This is a genomic window from Brachybacterium sp. J144 (assembly GCF_036321705.1).
Taxonomy (GTDB): Bacteria; Actinomycetota; Actinomycetes; order Actinomycetales; family Dermabacteraceae; genus Brachybacterium.
In genome coordinates this window covers 57,161-79,726 of the sequence record NZ_JAZDCG010000035.1, presented here as the reverse complement: position 1 = coordinate 79,726, position 22,566 = coordinate 57,161, and the positions used below count along the sequence as shown (strand labels likewise).

17 protein-coding genes are annotated in these 22,566 nt (G+C 73.2%); 7 read left to right on the top strand and 10 right to left on the bottom strand.

Annotation, left to right across the window (positions count from 1 at the left end):
• Positions 1-15: 15 nt before the first annotated feature.
• The 5 genes from V1260_RS14855 to V1260_RS14835 form a co-directional block, all read right to left on the bottom strand.
• Positions 16-915: a sugar phosphate isomerase/epimerase family protein gene (locus tag V1260_RS14855; protein ID WP_329747597.1), complete on the bottom strand. Its 900-nt coding sequence runs from the start codon at positions 913-915 to the stop codon at positions 16-18.
• Positions 912-2,117, bottom strand: a complete 1,206-nt coding sequence (locus V1260_RS14850; protein WP_329747596.1) for an ROK family transcriptional regulator — start codon at positions 2,115-2,117, stop codon at positions 912-914. Before V1260_RS14850 ends, V1260_RS14855 begins: the two co-directional genes overlap by 4 nt.
• Positions 2,118-2,361: 244 nt before the next feature.
• The gene (locus tag V1260_RS14845) at positions 2,362-2,745 is read right to left on the bottom strand and encodes a DUF488 domain-containing protein (RefSeq protein WP_329747595.1); all 384 of its coding nucleotides are present in this window, start codon (positions 2,743-2,745) and stop codon (positions 2,362-2,364) included.
• Positions 2,746-2,749: 4 nt separating this feature from the next.
• The gene (gene tpx, locus V1260_RS14840; RefSeq protein ID WP_329747594.1) at positions 2,750-3,247 is read right to left on the bottom strand and encodes a thiol peroxidase; all 498 of its coding nucleotides are present in this window, start codon (positions 3,245-3,247) and stop codon (positions 2,750-2,752) included.
• 97 nt (positions 3,248-3,344) lie between these two features.
• Positions 3,345-4,229 (bottom strand): PPK2 family polyphosphate kinase, encoded by an 885-nt coding sequence (locus V1260_RS14835; protein WP_329747593.1) that lies wholly within the window; start codon positions 4,227-4,229, stop codon positions 3,345-3,347.
• A gap of 74 nt (positions 4,230-4,303) precedes the next feature.
• Between V1260_RS14835 and V1260_RS14830 the strand changes: the two genes are divergently transcribed.
• Complete coding sequence (locus V1260_RS14830; RefSeq protein ID WP_329747592.1) at positions 4,304-5,560, top strand: amidohydrolase; 1,257 nt, start codon at positions 4,304-4,306, stop codon at positions 5,558-5,560.
• Between the two features lie 31 nt (positions 5,561-5,591).
• Here the strand turns inward: V1260_RS14830 and V1260_RS14825 are convergent, their stop codons facing one another.
• The gene (locus V1260_RS14825) at positions 5,592-6,356 is read right to left on the bottom strand and encodes a PepSY domain-containing protein (RefSeq protein WP_329747591.1); all 765 of its coding nucleotides are present in this window, start codon (positions 6,354-6,356) and stop codon (positions 5,592-5,594) included.
• Between the two features lie 269 nt (positions 6,357-6,625).
• Here V1260_RS14825 and V1260_RS14820 point away from each other — a divergent pair, with 269 nt between their 5' ends.
• The gene (locus V1260_RS14820; protein ID WP_329747590.1) at positions 6,626-9,094 is read left to right on the top strand and encodes a phosphoketolase family protein; all 2,469 of its coding nucleotides are present in this window, start codon (positions 6,626-6,628) and stop codon (positions 9,092-9,094) included.
• A gap of 59 nt (positions 9,095-9,153) precedes the next feature.
• On the opposite strand, the gene V1260_RS14815 is transcribed toward V1260_RS14820, so the two are convergent.
• On the bottom strand, positions 9,154-10,347 hold the full coding sequence (locus tag V1260_RS14815) for an MFS transporter (protein ID WP_329747589.1): 1,194 nt from the start codon (positions 10,345-10,347) through the stop codon (positions 9,154-9,156).
• A gap of 252 nt (positions 10,348-10,599) precedes the next feature.
• Between V1260_RS14815 and V1260_RS14810 the strand changes: the two genes are divergently transcribed.
• The gene (locus V1260_RS14810) at positions 10,600-11,628 is read left to right on the top strand and encodes a DUF808 domain-containing protein (protein ID WP_329747588.1); all 1,029 of its coding nucleotides are present in this window, start codon (positions 10,600-10,602) and stop codon (positions 11,626-11,628) included.
• A gap of 12 nt (positions 11,629-11,640) precedes the next feature.
• Here V1260_RS14810 and V1260_RS14805 read toward each other — a convergent pair whose 3' ends face one another.
• Both V1260_RS14805 and V1260_RS14800 read right to left on the bottom strand, forming a co-directional pair.
• The gene (locus V1260_RS14805) at positions 11,641-12,279 is read right to left on the bottom strand and encodes an SDR family oxidoreductase (RefSeq protein ID WP_329747587.1); all 639 of its coding nucleotides are present in this window, start codon (positions 12,277-12,279) and stop codon (positions 11,641-11,643) included.
• 13 nt (positions 12,280-12,292) lie between these two features.
• On the bottom strand, positions 12,293-14,374 hold the full coding sequence (locus V1260_RS14800) for a BCCT family transporter (protein ID WP_329747586.1): 2,082 nt from the start codon (positions 14,372-14,374) through the stop codon (positions 12,293-12,295).
• 195 nt (positions 14,375-14,569) lie between these two features.
• On the opposite strand from V1260_RS14800, the gene V1260_RS14795 reads away from it, so the two are divergent.
• The 4 genes from V1260_RS14795 (at position 14,570) to V1260_RS14780 (ending at position 19,377) form a co-directional block, all read left to right on the top strand.
• On the top strand, positions 14,570-15,331 hold the full coding sequence (locus tag V1260_RS14795) for a DeoR/GlpR family DNA-binding transcription regulator (protein ID WP_329747585.1): 762 nt from the start codon (positions 14,570-14,572) through the stop codon (positions 15,329-15,331).
• A complete protein-coding gene (locus V1260_RS14790) occupies positions 15,328-16,284 on the top strand; it encodes a 1-phosphofructokinase family hexose kinase (protein WP_329747584.1) in 957 nt (318 codons plus the stop codon). The genes V1260_RS14795 and V1260_RS14790 overlap by 4 nt, the downstream gene beginning before the upstream one ends.
• 55 nt (positions 16,285-16,339) lie before the next feature.
• Positions 16,340-18,406, top strand: a complete 2,067-nt coding sequence (locus V1260_RS14785) for a PTS fructose transporter subunit IIABC (RefSeq protein WP_329747583.1) — start codon at positions 16,340-16,342, stop codon at positions 18,404-18,406.
• 146 nt (positions 18,407-18,552) lie between these two features.
• Positions 18,553-19,377, top strand: coding sequence for a YwaF family protein (locus V1260_RS14780; RefSeq protein WP_329747582.1), 825 nt, complete (start codon positions 18,553-18,555; stop codon positions 19,375-19,377).
• Here the strand turns inward: V1260_RS14780 and V1260_RS14775 are convergent.
• Positions 19,325-22,528, bottom strand: a complete 3,204-nt coding sequence (locus tag V1260_RS14775; protein WP_329747581.1) for a GH92 family glycosyl hydrolase — start codon at positions 22,526-22,528, stop codon at positions 19,325-19,327. The two genes, V1260_RS14780 and V1260_RS14775, sit on opposite strands and share 53 nt — an antisense overlap.
• Positions 22,529-22,566: the final 38 nt, after the last annotated feature.

The window sequence follows — 22,566 nt, the reverse complement described above, 5'->3', positions numbered from 1 at the left end:
CGGAGCGATGGGTGGTCAGGCGATCTCGAGCAGGCGGCGGGCGTTCGCGAGGCCGCGGGAGCAGCCGAGCCGGCTCTCCTCCCAGCCTTCGAACTCGATCGAGACGAAGCCCGTGAAGTCGGAGGCGCGGATCGCGCGGGCGATGCCGGGCAGGTCGAGGTCGCCGTTGCCGAGCACGGCGCCGCGCAGGTGCTTCCCGCCGCGGCTGCGGAACCAGCCGTCGCCCATCTCCCGCTCGGCGGGCCGGATGTAGAAGTCCTTGAGGTGGACCACCGAGGCGAAGGGCAGGTTCTGGGTGACCGCGGCGACGGGGTCCTCGTCCACGCACACGAAGTTGCCGACGTCGAGGGTGGTGCGGAAGTTCGGCTCGTCGACCGCGTGGACGATGCGCCTCACCCGATCCGCGGACTGCACGAAGAAGCCGTGGTTCTCGAGGCTGGTGGTGATGCCGGCCGCCGCGGCGTGGCGGGCGATCTCGCGGGAGGACTCGACGATCCGTGGCAGGACCTCCTCGAACAGGGGCGTGTCGTCCCCGGGGGCACCGGCGTGGGCGACGACGTCATGGCGCATCCGGGTGATGCCGAGGGCGGCGGCGAGGTCGACGTAGCGGCGCACGCGGTCCACCTGGGCGGCGCGCTCCGCGTCGTCGGCGACGGAGAGGTCCGCGCCGATCGCGAGGTTCGACAGCACGATCCCGGCGGCGTCGGCCGCGGCCCGCACCTCGCGGATCCGGGCGGGGTCGGAGTCGATCGTCGGCAGCGGGCCGTCGGGGTCGTCGCCGAGGATCGCGAGCTCGAGGTGCTCGGCGCCCTGAGCGGCGGTCCATTCGATCGCCTCGAGCAGGCTCATCTCGCCCGAGGAGAGCAGGGGCCAGAGGCTGTAGGAGCTGAGGCCGAGGCGGTACGGAGAGGTCATCGTCGTCCTTCGTGGTCGGTGCTGGTCTGGGGATCGGGGGTCAGCGGGTCGGGGTGCAGGGTGCGGCGGATCCGTTCCCAGGGGGCGGGGACGTCGGGGACGCCGACGAGATCGGTCGAGCCGTGCTCGAACGCGCGGCCGAGCGCGCCGACGAGGGAGCCGTCGGCGGGTAGCGCGGCGGGGACGAGGCGCGGCCGGCCGGGGCCGAGCAGCTGGAGCTCGAGTGCCTCCCGCAGCGGGGCGAGCAGGGTCTCCCCCGCCCGGGAGAGGCCGCCGCCGACGACCACGATCTCGGGGTCGACGGCGAGCAGCAGTCCGGCCAGGCGCGGAGCGATCTCCTCGCAGAAGGCGCGGATCTCCTGCTGGGCGTCCGCATCGCCCCTCGCGGCGCGCTCGAGGAGGGGCCGGGCCTCGTCGCCCGTGGACCACACGAGGCGTCCGCGCCGGGAGCTGGCGGTCCAGCGCATGCCCCGCTGGGTGCCGAGCTCGCCCGCGAGGCGGTACGCTCCCTGCAGGATCCGGCCGTGGACGGTGATCGCGACCGAGATGCGGTGGCCGATCCGCAGGAGCACGAGGCCGTCGGCGGCGGGTCCGTCGGCCTCCGCTCCGAGGCGGTGCTCGGCGAGCGCGGCGAGCTTCACGTCGTTCTCGAGGACCACGGGGGCGCCGAGCTCCTCCGCGAGCTCGCGGGCGAGGTCGCGCCCGGCGAGCGCGGGGAGGGCGAGGCTGCTCCCGACGGAGCCGTCTGCCGTGAGCAGGCCGGGGACGGAGAGGCCGACGGCGCCCAGCGGGCCGGCATCGGCCCCGGCGTCGATCTCTCCGAGCGCGCGGCGCAGCGAGCCGAGCAGGTCCTCGGGGTCCAGGGCGACGGTGCCGCGGGCGAGGACGGTGCCGGCGAGGTCGGCTCGCACGGTGCGCACGGACCGCGCGCCGATGTCGAGTCCCGCGACGTGGGCGGCGTCCGGGGCGAGGCGCAGCCGGCGCGCGGGTCGGCCGGGACCGGGCTCCTCGGCGGGGGCGGCCGGGATCACGAGGCCACGGGCGGCGAGGTCCTCGACGACGATCAGCACGGTGGGGCGGGAGAGACCCGTCGCGGCGACCAGCTCGGCGATGCTCAGCGGCTGCTCGGCCTCGCGCAGGGCGAGGTGGGCGCGGCGCGTGGAGGCCTGGCGGATCTCGGCCGTCGAGCGGTCCTCGCCCATGTCCTCACCCCGCCCGGTTCCGCATCGACCCCTGCGTCGACGTCTGCGCCTCCCTGCCCCGGTGATTATGTAACCACCTTGCAGAATTACCCCGAGCCTATGCCCCGCGGATCCAGGGGGTCAAGCGCCGCGCTGCTCGGCGGGCGGCCGGCCTCGACGGGCGCGCTCAGCGGCCGGCCTCGACGGGCGTGCTCAGCGGCCGGCCTCCGCGAGCGAGCTCAGGGGGTGTGATCCCCGGGCGCGCTCAGCGACCCTCCTCCCGGAGCGCCTCCTCGAGGGCGTCCCGGAGCACGAGGGCGTGGTTCTGCTCGGCATCGCGTGCGGAGTGGAGCAGGGTGATCCTCCGGGCGCCGGCCGCACGGGCCGCACCGAGCAGATCGTGGGCGGCGCCGCCGGCGGCGAGCTCGGCCCGATATCGCTCGGCGAACTCCGCGAAGGAGAGCTCGCCGTGGTGGAAGGCCGTGCGCAGATCGCTGCTCGGGGCGACCTCCTTCCCCCAGAGGTCGTAGCTGAGTCGTTCCTTGGCGATCCCGCGCGGCCACAGCCGATCCACGAGCACGCGGAACGTGCCGGGGACGGCGCCGCCGTCGTCCAGCACGTCCCGCACGCGCTCGAGGTCGATCTCCATGGGATCAGGCGAGCGCCGCGGCGGCCGCCTCGTAGTCGGGCTCCTCGCCGATCTCGGCGACCTGCTGGGTGTAGAGCACGGTGCCGTCCGCGTCGGCGATGACCACCGCGCGGGAGAGGAGGCCGGCGAGCGGGCCGTCGGCCATGGTCACGCCCAGGTCCTCGCCGAAGGAGGAGCGGAAGGCCGAGCCGGTGACGACGTTCTCGAGACCCTCGGCGCCGCAGAAGCGGGCCAGGGCGAAGGGGAGGTCCTTTGAGGCGCACACCACGACGGTGTTCTCGAGGCCGGAGGCGAGCTCGTTGAACTTCCGCACGGACATCGCGCAGGTGCCCGTGTCGACCGAGGGGAAGATGTTCAGCACGATGCGCTGGCCGGCGAGATCAGCGCTCGAGACGGCGCCGAGATCCTGGCCGACGAGATCGAAGCCGGGGAGGGTCGAGCCGACCGCGGGCAGCTCGCCGACGGTGGTGACGGAGTTCTGGTGCAGGGTGATGGAAGCCATGGGTCCATCCTGGCCCCCGAACCTGGACGGCACAAACCGTCGTCGGCGCGCGGCGGTGCCGCCCGCCGGCGAGCCCCGTGCGCGAGGGTGGACGAGGTCAGCCCTGGGTCGCCCGCAGGCGACGGATCTCCTCGTCGACGTCGAAGTCGGCGGCGGGCCACTGCGGGTCGATCTCGCGCAGCGCATCGATGAGCAGCTGCTGCACGGCGATGCGGGCGTACCACTTGCGGTCCGCGGGGACCACGTGCCACGGGGCGCCGACGGTGGAGGTCGCGCGGAGCATCCGCGTGTACGCCTCCTGGTAGTCGTCCCAGTGCTCGCGCTCGTCGACGTCGCCGGGGTTGTACTTCCAGTGCTTGTCGGGCCGCTCGAGCCGCTCCATGAGCCGCTCGCCCTGCTCCTGGTGCGAGACGTGGAGCATGACCTTGACGACCGTCGTGCCCGCCGCGATGAGCTCGCGCTCGAAGGCGTTGATGGCGGTGTACCGGGCGCGGATCTCCTTCGCGTCGGCCCACCCGTGCACGCGGTGGATCAGCACGTCCTCGTAGTGGGAGCGGTCGAACACGCCGATCTGCCCGGGCTCGGGGGCGTGCGGCCTGATCCGCCAGAGGAAGTCGTGCTTCTTCTCCTCGTCGGTGGGCGCCTTGAACGCGGTGATGTCCACGCCCTGCGGGTCGACGCTGCCGACCACGTGGCGCATGATCCCGCCCTTGCCGGAGGTGTCCATGCCCTGTACGACGAGCAGCACGCTGCGGCCGCCCTCGGTGCCGTGGTGCGCGGCGTAGAGCCGCTCCTGCAGCTCGTCGAGCTCCGCATCGCGGGCCAGCAGGAACTCGCGCCCCTCCGCCTTGCGGCCGTCGAAGCCGGGCGTCGCGCGGGAGTCGAGGTCGCGCACGTCCCCCGTCCAGTCGTGCGGGATCGGGATTCCGCGCGGGGCCTGACCGTCGGGGCTCTTCGGGGACTTCTTCGTCGATTTCGCCATGGGGAGGAGCGTAGCCGTCGCCGCTCGCGAGGGCCCGGCTTGACGGTGCGCGGCGCACGGCGGAGGGTCGGGGGATGACTCCCGAGCCCGCGCACCGCGCCGCCCCCGACTCCCCCGCCGCTCCGACCGCGCCGATCGCCCCGTCGGCCTCGGCGTCCGCAAGGACCTTCGCGATCACCGGCGCCCACGTCGTGCCGATCGAGGGCGAGCCCTTCGACGGCACGGTCCTGGTGCAGGACGGGCGCATCGCCGCGCTCGGCCCGGGCGTCGAGCTCCCGGAAGACCTCCCGGTGATCGACGCGGACGGCGCCTGGCTGCTGCCCGGCTTCGTCGACGCGCACGTCCATCTCGGGGTGGACGAGGAGGGCGAGGGCTGGGCCGGGGACGACACCAACGAGATGACCGACCCGGTGATGGCCGCGGCCCGCGCGATCGACGCCGTGAATCCCCTGGACATCGGCTTCGACGACGCGATCATCGGCGGCGTCACTGCGGTCAACGTGAACCCCGGCTCCGGCAACCCCATCGGCGGGCTCGCCGTCGCCCTGCGCACCCACGGCCGGGTCGTCGACGAGATGGTGCTGAGGAGCCCCTCCGGGCTGAAGGCCGCGCTCGGCGAGAACCCCAAGCGCGTCTACGGGGAGCGGAAGCAGACCCCCTCGACCCGGCTCGGCGTCGCCCTCACGATCCGTCAGGCCTTCGCGACCGCGCGCGCCTGGTCGCGCAAGCCGGTCGAGGAGCGGGACGCGGACCTCGTCTCCGAGGCGCTGACGAGGGTGCTCGAGCGGGAGATCCCCTGGCGCCAGCACGCCCACCGCGCCGACGACATCGCGACCGCGCTCCGCCTCGCCGAGGAGTTCGGCTACCGCCTGGTCCTGGACCACGGCACCGAGTCCTACCTGATCGCCGACCGCGTGGCCGCGGCCGGGGTGCCCGTGCTCTACGGGCCGCTGATCGTCTCCCGCTCCAAGGTCGAGGTGCGCCACCGCACCCCCGCCGCCCCGGGCCTGCTCACCGCTGCCGGGGTCGAGGTCTCGATCATCACCGACCACCCGGTGGTGCCGATCGAGTTCCTCGTCCACCAGGCGGCGCTCGCGGTCAAGCACGGCATGGCTCCCGCCGACGCGCTGCGCGCCATCACCCTCCACCCCGCGCGGGTGCTCGGTCTCGAGGACCGGATCGGCTCGCTCGCCGCCGGGAAGGAGGCCGACCTCGTGCTCTGGGAGGGCGATCCGCTCGACGTCCGGCACCGCACGCTGCGGGTCTGGCAGGGCGGGCGCGAGGTCATGCGCCGCGGGGCCGACGGCGGAGCGGTGATCGCCCCGCGCTGAGACCCGCGCGGGGCGATCGAGGGCCGGGAGGTCAGCCGTCGACGCGGGTCTCGCCGGTCTCGACGTCCACCTCGACCTCGACGTCGTCATCGCCACCGCCGCCGCGCTCGAGGTCGACGGTGTAGTGGATGCGGCCGTCCTCGGACTCCAGGTCCCAGCCGCTGACCCGCCCGGTCTCGACCTCGAGCGCCGCCGCGATCGCCTCCTCGGGCGTCATCGGGGACTCGACGGACACGGCCGGGTCGTCGTCCCGGTCGTCGTCCTCGTCGTGCTGGGTGACCTCGCCGGTGGTGGCGTCGATGTCGAGCTCGTGCTCCCGGCCGTCGAGGACGATCTCGAGCTCCCACTCCCAGGCGGCGTCGTCGTGGTCGATCTCGATCCGCACCAGCTCGCCGTCGCCGACGGCCGCCATGCCGAGCGAGACGGCCTCGGCGGCGGGGATCGGGAGCTGCGCGGTGGCCAGATCGGCATCGGCGGGCAGCGCGGCGGCCGTGCCGGCCGGGGCGGCGGCGTCAGTCGACTCCGCGGTCGTGGCGTCGCTCGGCTCCTCGGTCGTGGCGTCGCTCGGCTCCTCGGTCGTGGCGTTGGCCGCCCCGCCGTCGTCGGAGGCTCCGGCGGCGGGCCCCGCGGCGTCGTCGCCCCCGGCCTGCTCGGCCGCAGGTTCCGCGGTGGGGCTCGGCTCGGGATCCGAGCCCGCCCCACAGCCGGTCGCGAGGCCGAGCACGAGGGCGCCCAGAGCGACGGGGCGGAGGGCGGGCCGATGGGTCGTGCGGGAGCGGAGCGGGCTGCGGGTCATGGCGGGTTCTCCTTCGTCGTCCGGGTCCGGCTCGCCGACCGGGCGGTCCGCGGCGGCGGGTCGTCCTCCCCAGGCTAGGGCGGCCCTCGCCCGCCGAGCAGGTCCCTGAGCACACTCTCATCCCCGGCTCACCCGGACCGTGGCGACGCGTCGCGTCGGGTCCCGGGTCGTCGGGGACCCCGGTCCCTTCCGTCGGCTCGTCTTCCTGCCTACGGTGGAGCCGAAGACGCCGCGGCGCTCGCCGCGGTCTCCGACCCCTGGAAGGCGCCATGACCCCCACAGCAGCCTGGCCCGACTCTCCCTCCACCGCTCCCTCGCCCGAGGATCTCGCCCGGCTCGACGCCTGGTGGCGTGCCGCGAACTACCTCTCCGTCGGTCAGATCTACCTCCGGGACAACCCGCTCCTGCGCCGGCCGCTGCAGCGCGAGGACGTGAAGCCGCGCCTGCTCGGGCACTGGGGCACGACCCCGGGCCTGACCTTCCTCTACGCGCACGCGAACCGCGCCATCGCACAGCGCGGATTGCACGCCATGTACGTCACGGGCCCCGGTCACGGCGGCCCCGGGCTCGTCGCCTCGACCTACCTCGAGGGCACCTACTCCGAGGTCTATCCCGACGTGAGCGAGGACGAGGCGGGCATGAAGCGCCTGTTCACCCAGTTCTCGTATCCGGGTGGGATCCCCTCGCACGTCGCCCCGGAGACTCCGGGGTCGATCCACGAGGGCGGCGAGCTCGGCTACGCCCTCTCCCACGCCTACGGCGCCATGTTCGATGCCCCGGACCAGATCGCGTTCGCCGTGGTGGGCGACGGCGAGGCCGAGACCGGTCCGCTCGCCACCTCCTGGCACTCCAACAAGTTCGTCAACCCGCAGCAGGACGGCGTCGTCCTGCCGATCCTCCACCTCAACGGCTACAAGATCGCCAACCCCACGGTGCTCGCCCGCATCGGCGACGACGAGCTCGAGGCGCTGCTGCGCGGCTACGGGCACGAGCCGCTGTTCTTCACGGGCGGCGTCGACGACGAGGATCCGCTCGAGATCCACCGCCGCTTCGCGGAGGTGCTCGACGCCGCCCTCGACCGCATCGCGGAGATCAAGGCGCAGGCCGCCGAGGACGCCGCCGCGGGCCGCGAGACCGAGCGCCCCGTCTGGCCGATGATCGTGCTCCGCACCCCCAAGGGCTGGACCGGTCCGGAGGAGATCGACGGCCACCGGACAGAGGGATCCTGGCGGTCCCACCAGGTACCCCTCGCGAGCGCCCGCGACACCGACGAGCATCTCGCGGACCTCGACGCGTGGCTGCGCTCCTACCGTCCCGAGGAGCTCTTCGACGAGACCGGGAAGCTGGTCGAGGACGTCGCCGCCATCGCGCCGCGCGGTGAGCTGCGCATGTCCGCGAACCCGTCGACCAACGGCGGTGCGGTGCTGCAGCCGCTGCGGCTGCCGGACTTCCGCGACTACGGCGTGGACGTCCCCCGGCCCGGGGGCTCCGTGGCGGAGGCGACCCGGGTGCTCGGCACCTGGCTGCGGGATGTCATCGCGCAGAACCCGCGCACCTTCCGCATCTTCGGACCGGACGAGACCGCCTCGAACCGGCTCCAGGCCGTCTACGAGGTCACCGACAAGCAGTGGAACGCCGACTTCGAGGAGCATGACCGCTCAGAGCACCTCGCGCGCGCCGGCCGGGTCATGGAGATGCTCTCCGAGCACCAGTGCCAGGGCTGGCTCGAGGGCTACCTGCTCACCGGGCGTCATGGGCTGTTCTCCTCCTACGAGGCGTTCATCCACATCGTCGACTCGATGGTGAACCAGCACGCGAAGTGGTTGAAGGTGACCAATGAGATCGAGTGGCGCCGGCCGATCGCGTCGTTGAACTACCTGCTCAGCTCGCACGTGTGGCGTCAGGACCACAACGGCTTCAGCCATCAGGATCCGGGCTTCATCGACCACATGGTCAACAAGAAGGCCGAGATCGTGCGGGTCTACCTGCCGCCGGATGCGAACACTCTGCTGTCCACCTACGACCACTGCCTGCGCTCGCGGCAGTACGTCAACGTGGTCGTCGCGGGAAAGCAGCCGAACCCGAACTGGCTCACCGTGGACGAGGCGGTGGTGCACTGCACTCGCGGCCTGGGGATCTGGGACTGGGCCGGCACCGAGCAGCCCGGGGAGGAGCCGGAGGTGGTCCTCGCGGCGGCGGGGGACATCCCCACCATCGAGGTGCTCGCGGCCGCGAAGATCCTGCGGGAGGAGATCCCGGACCTGCGGGTGCGGGTGATCAACGTGGTCGACCTGATGCGCCTGCAGGACGACACCGAGCATCCGCACGGCCTGTCCGCCCGGGACTTCGACGGCTACTTCGGGGAGGACATCCCGGTGGTCTTCGCGTACCACGGCTATCCCTGGCTGATCCATCGGCTCGCCTACCGGCACGACCGCCTGGGTCGCATCCACGTGCGCGGCTACAAGGAGGAGGGCACCACGACCACCCCCTTCGACATGCTGATGCGCAATGACACCGACCGGTACCACCTGGTGATGGACGTGATCGACCGGGTCGAGGGCCTCGCGACGAGCTACGCGCCGCTGCGCCAGCGGATGGTGGACACCCGCATCCGGGCACGCGCCCACGCCTACGAGCACGGGGAGGACCTGCCCGAGATCGTCGACTGGCGCTGGAGCGAGGACGCCGACGCGACCTCCGGGGCCCTGACGGACACCGGCGGTGATAACGAGTGACCTGCCCCCGGGAGGTGCCGCGCCCGTGAGCGGGCGCGGCCCCTGCGGCGCAGCCGTCCTCAGCCGGCCTCGGGGAGCGTCCCCGCGTGGCGCGCGGGCCGCCCTCCGTCGGCCGACCCGCGCCGGAGATAGCGCACGATCACGACGACGCCCACGGCCACCATCGCCACCGACACCAGCGTCATGCCGTTCCGGCCGACGGTCTCGAACAGCAGCCCGCCGATCCCCGCGCCGAGAGCGATGGACACGTTGAAGGCGGCGGAGTTCAGGGCGGTGCCCTCCTCGACCGCGCCGTGGGACTCGGAGCCGACGAAGGACTGGATGGTCACGGAGGAGGCGCCCGCGAACAGGCCCCACAGCGGCATCACCGCGAGCGCGGCGCCCGGGGAGCGCATCACCAGCAGCACGGCGAGCAGGGAGAGCCCGAGGCCGACCGCGATCACCAGGACCGCCAGCGGGGCTGAGCGCCGGATGACCGGGCCGATGGCGAAGTTGCCGATCACGCCGGCGATCCCGAAGAGCAGGAGCATCGCGCTGATCCGCTGCAGCGGCACCCCGGCGGCCTCCTGCAGCACGGGGCTGACGAAGCTGTAGGTGATGAACTGGGCGGTGACCAGCACGAGAGTGAGGGTGATGGCGTTGCGCACGCCGCGGTTCCCGGTCGCGCCGAGCATCATCCGCGCGGTGATCGGAGTCTCGCTGCGCACCGGTCGGGCGAGCAGGACGATGAGCACCGCCATCAACAGCGCGCCCGCCCCAACGACGGCGAAGGCCTCGCGCCAGCCGAGATGCGTGCCGATCCAGGTTGCGAGCGGCACCCCGAGCACGAGCGCGCCGCCGGTGCCGGAGAAGGCGAGGGTCAGCGCCGCCGCCTGCTGGGCGGGCGGGACCTGACCGACGGCCACGATGGGCAGCACCGCCCAGTACAGGCCGATCGCGACGCCCGCGAGCACCCTCCCCAGGAGCAGCACCGCGAAGTTCGGAGCGAGCATCGAGACCGCGCACGACGCGACCACCGCGACGAGGGCGAGGACCAGCGCGAGGCGGCGGTCGAGACGGCCGACGATCACCGGGGTGGCCATGGCCACGAGCGCCGCGAGCACACCGGGGACGGTGACGGCGAGCCCCGCCATGCCCTCGGAGACTCCGAGGTCGGGAGCCATCACCGAGAGCACCCCGATCGGCAGCTCCTCGATGGTGATGAGGATGAAGATTCCCATCGCGAGCACCGCGACCCCTGCCCAGCGACGCATAGACCGCTCCTCCTGCTCTCCACGGCTGCGGTCGCCGTGGCTCCGGCGCGCCGCTCCCGGCGGGCGCGGCAAACCCGTCCAGGCTACGCCGCGGGGCGGTCCGGGGGCGGCCGCGAGACCTCCCGGGGCCGGCGGCGTGGCGCATCGCGCACCGCGCCGACCTGCCGGGCCACCGGGCGCACCCGTTACTGTGTGCCCGACGACCTGCGCACCGCCCGAGGGGTGGGAGCGCCTTCCTGAGGGGGAACCAGCATGGCCGGTGGCCTGGCAGCACTGCTCGACGACGTCGCGGCGATCGCGAAGATGGCGGCCGCGAGCGCGGATGACGTCGCCCTCGCGAGCGCCAGGGCGAGCTCGAAGGCCGCCGGTGTGGTGATCGACGACGCCGCCGTCACCCCGCAGTACGTCGCGGGCCTGAAGCCCGCGCGGGAACTGCCGATCATCTGGAAGATCGCGCGGGGCTCCTTCATCAACAAGCTCGTGATCATCCTGCCGGTGATCCTGCTGCTCTCCTGGCTGGCTCCCTGGGCGCTCACGCCGATCCTGATGATCGGCGGCGCCTATCTCTGCTTCGAGGGCGCCGAGAAGATCTGGGAGCTGGTCTCGGGGACGACGCACGAGAAGAAGCCCGCCGCGGCGAAGGGCGCCGACTCCGAGAAGGCAATCGTCAGCGGCGCCGTGCGCACCGACCTGATCCTCTCCGCCGAGATCATGGTGATCTCGATGAACTCGATCGAGGCGGACTCCTTTTGGATGCGCGCCGCGATCCTCGTGGTCGTCGGCATCTCGATGACCGTCGTGGTCTACGGCGCGGTCGCGCTGCTGGTGAAGATGGACGACGCGGGCCTGGCGATGGCCCAGCGGGAGAGCGGCGCGAGCCAGCGCCTGGGCCACGGCCTCGTCGCGGCGATGCCCGTGGTGATGAAGGTGATCAGTTACGTCGGCATGGTCGCCATGCTGTGGGTGGGCGGACACATCATCCTCGAGGGCCTGCACACCTTCGGCCTCGCCCAGCCTTACGGTCTGGTCCACCATCTCGAGGAGATCGCCGCCGGGGTGCCCGCGGTGGGCGGGGTCCTCGGCTGGCTCGTCAACACCTTCTTCTCGATGGTGCTCGGGCTGATCGTCGGCGCGATCATCGCGGTGATCGTGCACTTCCTGCCGTTCGGCGGGAAGCACGGGGACGACCACGGGGACGCCGAGCACGCCGCCGCTCCGGCCGCCGCCGGCCCGTCGGCGGAGCGGACCGGCGACGGTCCCGGAGCCACCGGCACCGTCTGACCCCGGTGGGGATCAGCCGACGGCGTCGGCGATCGGCTGATCCCCGTCGTTGAACTCGATCGTGCGGCCGATGGTGTCCGCCCGCCCGACCACCTCGGCGATCACCGCGGCGACGTTCCCGCGCGAGACCTGACGGCTCTCCGCGGCGGTGGTGTCGATCGTGCCGGTCGGCTCCTCGAGGGTGAGGCCAGACGGGCCGAGCACCGTCCAGTCGAGCACCGTGCCGCGCAGGTGGGCGTCCGCCGCGGCCTTGGCCTCCGAGTAGTGGTAGAAGCCCTCCGCGGGATCGATCCCGTGATCTGGCCCGGCCCCGAAGTAGCTGACCATGACGTAGCGGCGCACGCCCTGGCGCAGCGCCGCGTCCATCGAGGCGATCGCGCCGTCCTGGTCGACGGCACGGGTGCGCTCGGGGCTGCCGCCGCCGGCGCCGGCGGACCAGATCACCGCGTCGCTCCCCGCGAGCAGCGCATCCCAGCCGGCCGCGTCGAGGGTCTCGATATCCGTGAGGACGGCGGTGGCCCCCGCGGCCTCGACCTCCGGGGCGTGGTCGGGATTGCGGATCACCGCCCGCACCGTGTGCCCCGCCTGCGCGAGCAGCGGCTCCGCGAGCAGCGCGACCTTGCCATGTCCTCCGATGAGCGTGATGTCCATGGGACCCACCCTGTCACCGGTTTCCGGCGCCGTCGACCCCTTCGGCTGTCGGCGAAGCCCCGTCGGCCCTCCACGCCTCGTCCGCGGAGTCCTCCGGGAGGGAGTTGCCGTCCTCGTCGAGGTAGGCCCCCGCCTCGTAGTCGTACTCGACGGGGTTGCCGTCCTCGTCGGTCCGGGCGTACCACTCGGTGACCTCGGGCGCGGTGGAGTCGAACTCGCCACCGGTCGCGTACTCGCTGTCCGGGGCGGTCGGCTCGATCGCGAGGGCGAAGTGGTCGCCGTACTCGGCGACGCCGTGCTTGACGGCGTTCTCGATCGCGGCCTCCTGGTAGTGATCGCGGATCGCCATCGGGTCGTGCCGCAGCTCCTTGACGAGCGCCACGGCCATGAGCACGAGCACCACGGCGAAGGGCAGCGCCGTGATCACGATCAGGTTCTGCAGGCCCTGCAGGGCGTTCTGCCCGCCGAACAGCAGGATCACCACGGCGATGCCCGCCATGCACAGCGCCCAGAAGGCGGTGACGAGGCGGTTCGGCGTCGGGTTGCCCTTCTGGGAGAGCTGCGAGTTCACGAGCGAGGCAGAGTCGGCCGAGGTGATGAAGAAGATCGCGAGCATGACGATCACGATCGCGGAGATGATCCCCGCCCCGGGGAGCTGGTCGACCACCGCGAAGAAGATCTCCGCGGGGGCGGGCAGCGAGTCGACGGTGCCGTCGGGCGCGATCGCCCGGTCCGGGTCGGCGATGCCGACGGTGTTGCCGGCGGCGTCGAGCTCGCTCGCACGGCGCTGCAGCCAGATCGCGGTGCCGCCCAGCACGGCGAAGGCCAGCACGATGATCGAGGAGGGGATCAGCAGCACGCCGAGCACGAACTGGCGGATGGTGCGGCCGCGGGAGATCTTCGCGGTGAAGACGCCGACGAAGGGCGCCCAGCTCACCCACCAGGCCCAGTAGAAGGTGGTCCAGCTCGAGAGGAACGACTGCATGTCCTCGCCCTCGGACATGTTCGCCCCGAGCATGCCCGGGAGGGTGCCGAGGTACTCGGTGATCGCACCGGGAATGATGTTGACCAGGAAGACCGTCGGCCCCACGCCGAAGATGAACACGGCCAGCACCAGCGCGAGTGCCATGTTGATGTTCGAGAGCCAGCGGATGCCGCGGGCCACACCCGAGACGGCCGACGCGATCGTGCCGAGCGTCAACACGCCGATGATCAGCATGGCGAGCGCGGTGCCGGTGGCGGGCAGCCCGCCGACGATCTCGACGCCGCGCGCGATCTGCAGCGCGCCGATGCCCAGCGAGGCGGCGGTGCCGAAGAGGGTCGCGATGATCGCGAGGGCGTCGATGACGCGGCTCCCGGGCGAGGAGGAGTCCCCGCCCCAGAGGCCCGCGACGATCGCGCTCATCAGCGGGACCCGGCCTCGGCGGAAGGACACGTAGGCGACGGCGAGCCCCACGATCGCGTAGATCGCCCACGCGTTGACGCCCCAGTGCAGCGCGGACTGCGCGATCGCACCCTTCATCGCGGCGATCGATCCGGCGTCATAGGGCGCCCCGGGCCGCGGCGAGAGGTAGTAGGTCAGCGGCTCGAAGGGGCCGAAGAAGATGATGCCGATGCCGATGCCGGCACCGAAGAGCATCGCCGCCCAGGAGGCGGTGCCGTACTCGGGCTTCTCGCCGTCCAGGCCCAGCGGGATCTTCCCGTAGCGCGAGAAGGCGAGGACCACGAGCAGCAGCACCATGCCGATCGCGAGGACGTTGAAGACCCAGCCGAGGTTACGCATCACCCAGCCGAGCGCGGCGGTCGACAGGTCGAAGACCTGCTGCGGGGCGATGACGCCCCAGGCGACGAAGCCGAGGATCACCGCGCCGACGGCGACCAGGATGATCCGGTCGATCCCGTAGCGCACCTTCTGGTCCTCGACGGAGACGCCGGGGACGAGGGCGGGATGGATGCTGTGCGGGTAGTTCACCTCGTCGAGGAAGCGCTTGGCCTGGCGGCGCCGGGTGAAGTACCGGACCCTCCGCTCGGCGGCGTACTCGTCGGCGGCCTTCTCGTTCGTCTCGGCGCGGGGCGCCTGCTCCGGCGGGGTCATGTCTCCTCCTGGGATGGACGGCCGCCCCACCGTAGCCGCAGACCCCTCGCCTGCCGCGCCCGACCTGATGCACCAACAGAAGTACACAGAAACAAACTGTTGCTTTCTGTTGTTCTTCGGTCTAGCCTGCTTCCCACGGCGCCCGCGTCCCGCACGTTCCTCGCCGCATCGATCCTCCAGAGCAGCAGGTGACCCATGTACGCCCGAGAACGTCAGCGCCGCATCCTCGAGCAGCTCGAGTCCGTCGGCCGCGTCGCCGTGACCGACCTCGCCGCCGACTTCGAGGTGACCACCGAGACGGTGCGCCGCGATCTCGACCAGCTCGCCGGCGAGCGCCGCCTGGTGCGCGTCCACGGCGGGGCGGTGCCCCGCGCCACCACCGAGACCGAGCCCGACCTCGAGGTGCGCCGCGTGACGAACGTCGAGGCCAAGCGGCGCATCGCCCGCGCCGCCGCGGCGCTCCTGCCCGAGGATCCGCGGGCCGCGGTGATGCTCGACGCGGGCAGCACCGTCGGCGAGCTCGTGCCGCATCTCAGCGGGCGCCGGGGTCCGGTGATCACCCACGCCCCCGCGATCGCCCAGGCGGCCCTGGTCCACACCGACCTCGAGGTGCATCTGCTGCCCGGCCGCGTGCGCCCCACCACCCAGGCCGCCGTCGGCGCCGCGACCGTGGACGCGATCCGCGCCCTCCACCCGGCTCTCGCCGTGCTCGGCGGCAACGGGATCCACGCCGCCGGCTTCACCACCCCCGACCCCGACGAGGCCGCGGTCAAGGCCGCCATGGTCGCCGCCGCCGAGCGACGGATCCTGCTGGTCGACTCCGCCAAGGCGGGGGTGCGCCACCTGGTCACCTTCGCCACCACCGCCGAGGTGGACACGCTCGTGACCGACGACGGACTGCCCGCGGGGATCGCCGAGCAGCTCGAGGAGGCCGGGGTGGAGGTCGTACGGGCATGATCCTCACCCTCACCGCGAACCCCTCCCTCGACCGCACGGTCGACCTCGGGGGGGAGCTGACACCCGGCGGCGTGCACCGGATCGTCGCGGAGTCCACCCAGCCGGGCGGCAAGGGCGTCAACGTCGCCCTCGGCGCCCACCGCGCCGGCGCCGACGTGCTCGCGGTCCTTCCCGCGGCCCCCGCCGATCCGCTCCTCGCCCTGCTCGAGCGCGAGGGCCTTCCCCACCGCGCGAGCCCTGTCGCCGCCCCGGTGCGCACCAATCTCACCGTGCTCTCCGCCCCGTCGCAGACCACCAAGATCAACGAGCCCGGCACGGCCCCCACGGCGGCCGAGGCCGCGGCGCTGCAGGAGCTGCTGCTCGGGTCCGCCTCCCCCGGTGATCTGGTGATGCTCTCGGGATCCCTCGCCCCGGGCCTTCCCGCCGACCTCTACGTCCACCTCACGGCCCGGCTTCAGGAGCGGGGCGCCCGCGTCGGGGTCGACACCTCCGACGCCCCGCTCGCCGCGGTCGCGAGCGCCCTGGGGACCACTGCCCCAGACCTGCTCAAGCCCAACGCCGAGGAGCTCGGCCAGATCGTCGGGGTCGACGGCGCGGCCCTCGAGGCCGCAGCGGCCGACGGGGACCTCTCCGCGGCGCGCGACGCGGCCCTCGCCCTGCACCGCGCGGGCGTCGGCGCCGTGCTCGTCACTCTCGGCGCCGCGGGCGGCCTGCTGGCCACCGACGACGCCGTGTGGTTCGCCCCCTCCCCCGCGGTCCGCGCCGTCTCGACCGTCGGCGCGGGCGACTCGGCGACCGCCGGCTACCTGCTGGCCCAGACCCGCGGCGAGGACCCCGCCGGGCGGCTCGCCCTCGCGCTCGCCTACGGGAGCGCCGCCGTCGGCCTGCCCGGCACCACGATCCCGAGGCCCGATCAGGTCCGCCCCGATCCGCGCGGCGTCGTCCGCCTCTGACTCCCACCCCGCTCCGCCTCGCGGCGGAGACCGTCCCCGTTCGAAGGAGAACCCCATGTCAGCACCCCTGATCACGCCCGAGCTGGTCCGGCTCGACGTGCCGCCCCCGGGTGACAAGCGCGCCGTGATCGCCCTTTTGGCCGATCTGATCGCCTCGACCGGCCGCTCCGAGCGCCATGGTCTCGAGGCCGGGCTGCTCGCCCGCGAGGAGTCCTTCGCCACCGGCATGCCCGGCGGCTTCGCGATCCCCCACTGCCGTGTCGAGGCGGTCCACGAGGCGGCGCTCGGCGTGGTCCGCCTCCGCGAGCCGGTGGACTTCGGCGCGGCCGACGGGCCCGCCGACCTGATCCTCGCGATCACCGCCCCCGCCGGGACCGACGACCAGCACCTGAAGCTCCTCGCCCAGCTCTCGCGGGCGCTGATCCGCCCCGAGTTCCTCGCAGACCTGCGCGGCGCCGAGACCCCGGAGCAGGTCTCCGCGCTCATCGCCGAGGTCGTCGAGCCGACGCCCGTCCCCGACGCCGCCGGCACCTCCGCGGACGGGACCCCGGACGCCGCCCCCACCGCCCGGAGCGCCCCGGCGTCGGCCGCCGGCTCGGAGCCCGCCGCGGGTGCGGAGCCGGCCGAGACGCCGGTGCTGCTCGCGATCACCTCCTGCCCCACCGGCATCGCCCACACGTACATGGCAGCCGAGGCCCTCGAGAACGCCGCGCGCGACAAGGGAGTCGAGCTGCACGTGGAGACCCAGGGCTCCGGCGGCATAACCCCCTTCACCGAGGAGCAGATCGCCGCAGCGAGCGCCCTGATCATCGCGGCGGACGTGAACATCTCCGGTCGCGAGCGCTTCGCCGGGCTCCCGCTCGTGGAGCATCCGGTCAAGCGCGCCATCTCCCACGGCCCACAGCTGATCGACGAGGCGCTCGCCGCGGCCGCGGACCCGCATGCCGCACGCGTCCCCGCCGCCTCCGCCGCGAGCGAGGACGAGACAAGAGGCGCCACGCAGTCCTGGCCCCGCCGAATCCAGGGCGCCGTGATGACCGGCGTGTCCTACATGATCCCCTTCGTCGCGGCGGGCGGCCTGCTCATGGCGCTCGGCTTCCTCATCGCGGGCTTCGACGTCGCCTTCGTGGCGCAGGACGTCGCCACCACCAGCTCCCTCTCCTCCCTGCCCGGCCACGTCTCCTACGACGGGCCGACCGGCGCGACCCAGACCGAGCGTGCGGGCCTCGCCCTCTACCTCGGCGCGGTGCTGTTCACGCTCGGGAACCTCGGCATGGGCTTCCTGGTCGCGGCGCTCTCGGGCTACATCGCCTTCGGCCTCGCCGGCCGGCCCGGCATCGCCCCCGGCTTCATCGGCGGCGCGGTCTCCGTGGCCGTCGGCGCCGGCTTCCTCGGTGGTCTCATCACGGGCCTGCTCGCGGGGCTGATCGCGCTGTGGTTCACCACCCTGAAGCCGCCGCGGTGGCTCGCCGGGCTGATGCCGGTGGTGATCATCCCGCTAGTGACCACCTTCGTGGTCGGCGGGCTGATGCTGCTGTTCCTGGGTCGCCCGCTCGCCTCGCTGATGACCGCGCTGCAGGACGGACTGACCGGCATGTCCGGCTCCTCCGCGGTGCTGCTCGGGGTGATCATCGGACTGATGATGTGCGTGGACCTCGGCGGACCTGTGAACAAGGCGGCCTATCTCTTCGCGACCGCGGGGCTGTCCCAGGGCACCGAGGCGTCCTTCCAGATCATGGCCGCCGTGATGGCCGCGGGCATGGTCCCGCCGCTCGCGATGGCGCTGTCCACGCTGGTGCGCCGCCGCCTCTACTCCCCCGTGGAGCGGGAGAACGGCACCACCGCGTGGCTGCTCGGAGCGGCGTTCATCTCCGAGGGGGCGATCCCCTTCGCCGCCGCGGACCCGCTGCGCGTCATCCCGTCGATGATGACCGGCGGAGCGCTCACCGGAGCGCTGGTCATGGCGCTCGGCGTCGGCTCCCAGGCGCCGCACGGCGGCATCTTCGTCGCCTTCGCGATCAGCCCCGTGTGGGGGTTCGTGCTCGCGATCCTCGCCGGGACCCTCGTCGCGGCGGCCCTGGTGACGGTGCTCAAGGAGCTCCGCGCGCGCCGCACCGCCTGAGCCGCCGGGACCCCCGCGGCGGCCGTCGGCGGCCCGCCCTCCCGCCGCTCCCGTCGTCGTTCCGTCCCCAGAACGTGTGAAGCGCCCCGCCCCGGCGGGGCGCTTCCGTATGCTCGGCCCGGATCGTCACGGATCAGGAGGCGCGGATGACCGGAACGGACCCCGACCCGCACGGGACGCTCGATCTGCTCGCCGACGGGCTGATCGGCCACATGCCCGCCTACGGGGCGACGCACCTGGCGATGCTGGTCCTCCTCGTCGTCGCCGCCGTCTCGCTCGTGCAGCTCGTGCGCCGCACCCCGCCCGCGGCGACGGACCGCGTGCTGCGGATCGTCGGCTGGGCACTGCTGGCGAACTCGACCTTCTGGACGCTGTGGGGGTTCATGCCCTGGGCGTGGAACCTCGACGAGTCCCTGCCGCTGCACTTCTCGGACGCGCTGCGCTTCCTGGTCCCGCTCGCCCTGATCACGCGGGCGCCGTGGGCGATCGTGGTCACCTGGTACTGGGGGCTCACCCTCAACATGCAGTCGGTGCTGACCCCGGATCTCAACTACTTCGTCTGGGTGCCGCTCGAGTTCTCCCAGTACTGGATCGCGCACGGCGCGGGCCTGCTCGCCCCCGTCGTGCTCTGCTGGGGGCTCGGCTATCGCCCCACCTGGCGCGGCTACGGCGCGGCCTATGCGACGACCCTCGCCTGGGCCGCGATCGCGGCCACCGGCAACACCCTGACGGGAGCGAACTACGGCTACCTCAACCGGGCTCCGGCGGGCCCGTCGATCCTGGACCTGCTGGGTCCGTGGCCGCAGTACCTGCTGGTCGAGGCGGTGCTGATCGCCGCGGTGTGGGCGGCGATGACCCTCCCCTGGGTGCTCCTCGACCGCCGCGCCGGCACTCCGCCGAGCGGTCGCGGCGGGCTGCTCAGGCGAGCAGCTCCACCTGGGCGAGGCTCAGCGGTCCCTGGGCTGCCGTGATCACCAGGCGGTGATGGTCCATCGCCTGCGGCGCAGCGAGGCGGAAGGGCCGGGTCTGCCGGCGCCAGCGGAAGGTCTCGCCGCTGCGGGCGTCGAGCACCTCCCAAGTGCGGCCGTCCCGCGAGCCCTCGAGCCGCCAGGCGATCGGGTCGCCGCCCTCCTCGGCGCCCGAGGTGAGAGTGAGGTAGCGCGCCGTGAGCGCCTCCTCGAGCACCGGCAGGTCGATGAGCGCGGTCCGCTCCTCCCAGCGCCGCTCGGTGCCGGAGTCGTCGTCGAGCAGCGGATCGGACGCCACGCGGGGCAGCAGGTCCACGAGCGGGTGTGCGCGGCCCCCGGGAGGGGTGAGCGAGGGCGGCACCGCGTCGAAGCCGTCGGGCTCCTCCCCGACCGCGACCTCGATCCGGCCGCGCAGCGCCGAGTGCTCGATCCAGGGCCCCGGCAGCGCGGCGCCGTCGGCCGTGACGCCCGTCAGCGCGACCTCGCCGGAACGCGCCGCGGGAGCGTACACGGTGAACGGCTCTCCGCCGAGCGGGCGCACGTGAGCCTCCTCGAACAGCGGCGCGACCAGGTGGTACCGCTCCGTCGCGAGCTGCAGCGGGTACAGCCCCAGCGCGGTCAGCAGCCACCACGCGCTCATCTCACCGTTGTCCTCGTCGCCGGGGTAGCCCTGACCGATCTGCTCGCCGACGAACAGGCGCCGCTGCACCTCGCGCACCACCTCGGCGGCGCGGTGCGGGGAGCCCGCGTGGTGGAACAGGAACGGGATGTGGTGGGCGGGCTGGTTGGAGACCCCGAACTGCCCCATCCGCACGGCGCGCGCCTCGGTCATCTCGTGGATCACGTGACCGTAGGTGCCCTTGCGGTCCGCCCGCTCCGGGGTCGCGAAGAACTCCTCGAGCTGGGCGTGGAGGGCGTCGCGCCCGCCGTACAGGTCCGCGAGGCCCTCCCCGTCGTGCGGGACGTGGAAGGCGAAGTTCCAGCCGTCGGTCTCGGTGAAGTCGCCGCCCCAGCTGAGCGGGTCGAACTCCTCCGGGGTCGCCGAGAAGCTCCCGTCGCGGCGCCGTCCCTGGAAGAAGCGCACCGCCGGATCGAACAGCAGGGCGTAGCCCATCGAGCGCTCGCGCAGGTAGGCCGCCTCCTCGCGGAGCGTCGCGGCCCGCGCCGGATCCTCGGTGCGCTCGGCCAGCAGCTCGGCGTGCACGGCGAGGCCCGCGTCGTTGATGTGCGCCTCGAGCGACCAGGACACGGACTCCGGGGTGTCGGTGTCGACGTAGCCGGTGAACACGGCGCGCTCGTTCCCCTTGCGCCCGACCTCGGGGAAGGGCGGGGCGACGGTCGCATTGCGCAGCCCGGAGAGGTACGCGGCCTCCGGATCCGGCAGCTCGATCCCCTTGACCAGGAGATCGGCGAAGGCGATGTCGCTGCTGGTCCCGGTCATGCAGTCGGCGTAGCCGGGTGAGGACCAGCGGGCGATCCAGCCGCCCTCGCGGAACTGCTGCACGAAGCCGTCCGCGAGCTCCGCGGCGAGCTCCGGGTAGAGCAGCGCGTACGCGGGCCAGGCGGTCCGGTAGGTGTCCCAGAAGCCGTTGTTGACGTAGAGCCTGCCCGGGATCACCTGGGCGTTCGTGCGCGTGTCGGTCGCCTCGCCCTTGACCGGCAGCACGGGGCTCGCGTGCACTGGCTCGGGGCGCTGCGCGGTGCCGGCATCCTCCCAGTGGGAGTTCGGGTAGAGGTTCAGGCGGTAGAGGTTGCCATACAGGGTGCGCCGCTCGGCGGGTGTCGCGCCGGGTGCGTGGACCACCTCGAGCCGCTCGGCCCACGCGGCGTGCGCCTCGCGCCGCACCTGCTCGAGGGTGCGGCGCTCGACTTCGCGCGCGAACGTGCGCCGGGCCTGCTCGAGGCCGAGGAAGCTGGTCACGAGGCGCACCGTCACCCGGGTCGTGCCGGGCTCGAAGCTGAGCAGCGCCGCCCCGGGGCTCGCCCCGTCCGCCGGACCCACCGCGACCGGCGCGGGGCTCACCTCGCCGAGCACGAACATGCGGGTCGCCCCGTCGGCCCGGGCGTAGCCCTCGGCGAGGCCCGAGTCGACCCACGCGTGGAAGCGCCCGTCGAGGACGGCGCCCGCGGCGTCGATCCGGCAGTGCCGATCCACGCCCTCGAGCAGCAGATGGCGCTCCCCCGGCTCCGTCGGCAGGTCGATCTCGAGGACGGCGCCGTGGTCGGTGGGGGCGAGCCGCACCGTCGTGCCGCCCGCGAGCGGCGCCTCGTAGAGGTCGGGCCGCGCGGTCTCCGTCGCATGGTCGAAGGTGAGCGCGCGCCCTTCGGGCGAGGCGTCCGGCTCCTCGCCGAGCAGCGGCATCATCACGAACTGGTTCCGGTCGCCCATCCAGGGGCTCGGCTGGTGGCTGATCGCGACTCCCTGCAGGCGGGGTCGGTTGTCCGCCCCGTTGCGGCGGTGGTACTCGTACAGCCAGCGGCGGGTGCGCGCGTCGGTCACCGGGGTGAAGAACGCGAAGCCGTTGGGCACGGCGGTGAGCGGCAGGGTGTTGCCGCGCGAGAAGTCGCCGGAGGCGTACGTGCCCCGGCGCGTGTCGACCCACGCCACCGGGTCCTCGAGCGGCGGATCCGCGGGGCGCGGTGCGAGGTACGGGCCGTCGAGGAAGCCGTGCAGCTCGACGCCGGCGCCGATCTCCTCGCCCTGGTCGTCGGTCACGGGCGCCGCGGCGACCAGCAGCACCCGCGCGATGGTGCGGCCGACGGCGGCGTCCAGCCCCACCTGCACGTCGTTCCACTGATCGGCGTACAGGATGCGCGCCGCGCCGATCCCGTCCGCGGTCGCCTCCGTGCCGTACTGATCGCGAGGATCGAGCTGGGAGAGACGGCTGCCGTCGGTGAACTCGAGGTCGATCGTGGCGTGGGTCGCACCCCAGCTCAGCGCGGGATCCAGCACGGGGTGCAGGAACCAGCGCAGCTGCTCGCCGGCGCCGATGGTGCGGCCGACGAGGGAGGGCGCCCCCTCGTGCCCGTCCACGGCGACCTCGGCCCGCTCCCCCGGCTCGATCACGTACATGAGGGTCTCGGGCGAGAGGAACCCGGCACCGTCCCTGCTGGTGGGCGAGCCGACGGGACCGGGGTCTGCGGTGACGATCATGCCCACCAGCGTATCGAGCGCGGCGGGCGTGGGGAGTT

Bases quoted from the DNA above. Each gene is read 5' to 3' on its own strand.
- V1260_RS14775 (WP_329747581.1), bottom strand. From the start codon at position 22,528: ATGATCGTCACCGCAGACCCCGGTCCCGTCGGCTCGCCCACCAGCAGG.
- V1260_RS14790 (WP_329747584.1), top strand. From the start codon at position 15,328: ATGATCCTCACCCTCACCGCGAACCCCTCCCTCGACCGCACGGTCGAC.
- V1260_RS14830 (WP_329747592.1), top strand. From the start codon at position 4,304: ATGACTCCCGAGCCCGCGCACCGCGCCGCCCCCGACTCCCCCGCCGCT.
- V1260_RS14825 (WP_329747591.1), bottom strand. From the start codon at position 6,356: ATGACCCGCAGCCCGCTCCGCTCCCGCACGACCCATCGGCCCGCCCTC.
- V1260_RS14815 (WP_329747589.1), bottom strand. From the start codon at position 10,347: ATGCGTCGCTGGGCAGGGGTCGCGGTGCTCGCGATGGGAATCTTCATC.
- V1260_RS14850 (WP_329747596.1), bottom strand. From the start codon at position 2,117: ATGGGCGAGGACCGCTCGACGGCCGAGATCCGCCAGGCCTCCACGCGC.
- V1260_RS14855 (WP_329747597.1), bottom strand. From the start codon at position 915: ATGACCTCTCCGTACCGCCTCGGCCTCAGCTCCTACAGCCTCTGGCCC.
- V1260_RS14810 (WP_329747588.1), top strand. From the start codon at position 10,600: ATGGCCGGTGGCCTGGCAGCACTGCTCGACGACGTCGCGGCGATCGCG.
- V1260_RS14845 (WP_329747595.1), bottom strand. From the start codon at position 2,745: ATGGAGATCGACCTCGAGCGCGTGCGGGACGTGCTGGACGACGGCGGC.
- V1260_RS14805 (WP_329747587.1), bottom strand. From the start codon at position 12,279: ATGGACATCACGCTCATCGGAGGACATGGCAAGGTCGCGCTGCTCGCG.
- V1260_RS14780 (WP_329747582.1), top strand. From the start codon at position 18,553: ATGACCGGAACGGACCCCGACCCGCACGGGACGCTCGATCTGCTCGCC.
- V1260_RS14795 (WP_329747585.1), top strand. From the start codon at position 14,570: ATGTACGCCCGAGAACGTCAGCGCCGCATCCTCGAGCAGCTCGAGTCC.
- V1260_RS14835 (WP_329747593.1), bottom strand. From the start codon at position 4,229: ATGGCGAAATCGACGAAGAAGTCCCCGAAGAGCCCCGACGGTCAGGCC.
- V1260_RS14785 (WP_329747583.1), top strand. From the start codon at position 16,340: ATGTCAGCACCCCTGATCACGCCCGAGCTGGTCCGGCTCGACGTGCCG.
- tpx (WP_329747594.1), bottom strand. From the start codon at position 3,247: ATGGCTTCCATCACCCTGCACCAGAACTCCGTCACCACCGTCGGCGAG.
- V1260_RS14800 (WP_329747586.1), bottom strand. From the start codon at position 14,374: ATGACCCCGCCGGAGCAGGCGCCCCGCGCCGAGACGAACGAGAAGGCC.
- V1260_RS14820 (WP_329747590.1), top strand. From the start codon at position 6,626: ATGACCCCCACAGCAGCCTGGCCCGACTCTCCCTCCACCGCTCCCTCG.